The 1,187-nt window shown below is 66.6% G+C and carries 2 protein-coding genes; both read left to right on the plus strand.

The features are described 5' to 3' along the window. Positions 1 to 297 (plus strand): hypothetical protein (locus tag GJ693_RS17240; RefSeq protein WP_197042298.1); only part of this gene is annotated, 297 nt, incomplete at its 5' end. Beyond that, on the plus strand, positions 294 to 1,187 hold an 894-nt coding region (locus GJ693_RS16060), incomplete at its 3' end, for a sterol desaturase family protein (protein ID WP_156257225.1). The genes GJ693_RS17240 and GJ693_RS16060, both read left to right, overlap by 4 nt.

The following is a 1,187-nucleotide window of genomic DNA, read 5'->3' on the forward strand; positions in this document are numbered from 1 at the left end:
CCTGTGCTGGCCAGCGCCGATCTCGCCGCCCGGCTGGTGGCTGATGCGCTGCCCGGCTTTGCGCCGGCCGAAACCGCACTCAGCCGCGATGGCGCTGGTGCGCTGGTGGCAGGGCGCGATGGGCGGGTGGCGCTGGTGCGGCCGCTGGGCGATCGTTTCGTGGTGCGGCCGTTGAAGGCGCCCATCGTCGGGCGGGCCGGGGCGGTGCTGCGCGTGCGGCCGGATGAAGTGATGTTCCCCGAAACCAGCCTCGATCTTGGCGAAGCGACAGCGGCGCGCTGGGCGGCCCGGCTATGAATTGGCAGGCCATCATCCACACCGATCCGTTGGCCATGGCCATCCCGATGTTTGTCGCCTGCGTGATCATCGAGCTGGTGGCAGTGCGGCTGGGCTGGCGCGGCGATTATGACTGGCGCGACACCGGCACCAGCCTGGTGATGGGCCTGGGCAACACCATCACGGGCGCGCTGCTGGCTGGCAGCGTCACCGGCCTCGCGCTGTGGCTGTGGCAGCACCGGCTGTTCGACATTCCGCTGGCCTGGTGGAGCGTGGTACTGTGCTTTGTCGCCGATGATTTTGCCTATTACTGGATCCACCGCGCCGGCCACCGCATCCGCTGGGCCTGGGCGGCGCATGTGATCCACCATTCGTCGCAGCATTATAATCTGTCGACGGCGCTGCGGCAGACCTGGACCGGGCTGTTCGGCCTCACCTTCATCATCAAATTACCGTTGTTTTTCATCGGTTTTCCGCTGGAGCTCGTGGCCTTTTGCGGCGGCATCAACCTGATCTACCAATTCTGGATCCACACCGAGGTGATCGGGAAGATGCCGCGCTGGTTCGAAGCGGTGATGAACACGCCTTCGCACCACCGCGTCCACCATGGCACCAACCCGCGCTATCTCGATCGCAACTATGCCGGCGTGTTCATCATCTGGGACAAGATGTTCGGCACCTTCGAAGCCGAGCGTGCCGACGAACCGGTGCGCTATGGCATCATCCGCAACCTCGGCACCTTCAACCCCTTGTGGGTGGCGGTGCATGAATGGGTGGGCATCGCGCGCGATCTCGCCCGCGCCCGCAGCCTGAAGGCGGCGTGGGCCGCCACCTTTGGCCCGCCGGGCGCCCTGTCAGGCGAGACGGCCGATGCGCTGCGCGCCCGCTGGCAGACGGCAGACCAGGCGCCG

Source organism: Sandarakinorhabdus oryzae (assembly GCF_009733735.1).
Classification (GTDB): Bacteria; Pseudomonadota; Alphaproteobacteria; order Sphingomonadales; family Sphingomonadaceae; genus Sandarakinorhabdus; species Sandarakinorhabdus oryzae.